Below are 1,095 nucleotides of genomic sequence, written 5' to 3'. Positions count from 1 at the left end.
CCCGTTATGTTTTCCGCGGCTCCGCAACGGGGCCGCTGGCCTCTGGGCCCGGCATGACTGTTGCCCCCTGTCGAAGGCATGACCTGGGGGGTGGTGTCACCGGGCCCGGGAGGTGCCGTCGGAGACGCTGATCAGAGGTCCGGCCACCGTCCGGTCCGGCGCAATGCCGGGCAGTTCGCGGACGGCAGGTCTGCATAACGTGGATGCGCGAGCGCGACACCCAAGCCGAGGCCGGCACCGTCAACACCCGGAAAGGGCGCGATGTTCGAGATCGAAGACGTGGGCGTGTTCCTGGGGCTGGATGTCGGCAAGAGTGCCCACCACGGCCACGGACTCACCCCGGCCGGGAAGAAGGTCTTCGACAAGCCGCTGCCCAACAGCGAACCCAGGCTGCGGGCCGTGTTCGACAAGCTGACCGCAAAGTTCGGCACCGTCCTGGTCATCGTGGACCAGCCCGCCTCCATCGGCGCCCTCCCGCTGACCGTCGCCCGCGACGCCGGCTGCCGCGTCGCCTACCTGCCCGGCCTGGCCATGCGCCGGATCGCCGACCTCTACCCCGGCGAGGCCAAGACCGACGCCAAGGACGCCGCGGTGATCGCGGACGCGGCCCGCACCATGCCGCACACCCTGCGATCCCTCGAACTGACCGACGAGATCACCGCCGAACTCACGGTCCTCGTCGGCTTCGACCAGGACCTCGCAGCCGAGGCCACCCGCACGTCCAACCGGATACGCGGTCTGCTCACCCAGTTCCACCCCAGCCTCGAACGCGTTCTGGGTCCCCGCCTCGACCACCAGGCCGTGACCTGGCTGCTGGAGCGCTACGGCTCCCCGGCCGCCCTGCGCAAAGCCGGCCGCCGCAGACTCGTCGAGCTGATCCGGCCCAAGGCCCCGCGCATGGCCCAGCGGCTGATCGACGACGTCTTCGACGCCCTCGACGAACAGACCGTCACGGTCCCCGGCACCGGCACCCTCGACATCGTCATCCCCTCCCTGGCCGCCTCCCTGGCCGCCGTCCACACCCAGCGCCGGGCGATGGAAGCCCAGATCAACACCCTGCTGGAGGCCCACCCTCTTTCCCCGGTCCTGACGTCG

General features: G+C 70.4%; 1 protein-coding gene. It reads left to right on the top strand.

The genetic code is table 11. The features are described 5' to 3' along the window. Positions 1 to 261 precede the first annotated feature (261 nt). A partial coding sequence (locus tag ACH5AC_RS38480; RefSeq protein WP_398866998.1) for a transposase occupies positions 262 to 1,095 on the top strand: 834 nt, incomplete at its 3' end.

This window comes from Streptomyces sp. NPDC018693 (genome assembly GCF_044391385.1).
Taxonomy (GTDB): domain Bacteria; phylum Actinomycetota; class Actinomycetes; order Streptomycetales; family Streptomycetaceae; genus Streptomyces.
Note: the sequence above shows the minus strand (reverse complement) of the source record. Positions and strands in the feature narration are given on the sequence as shown.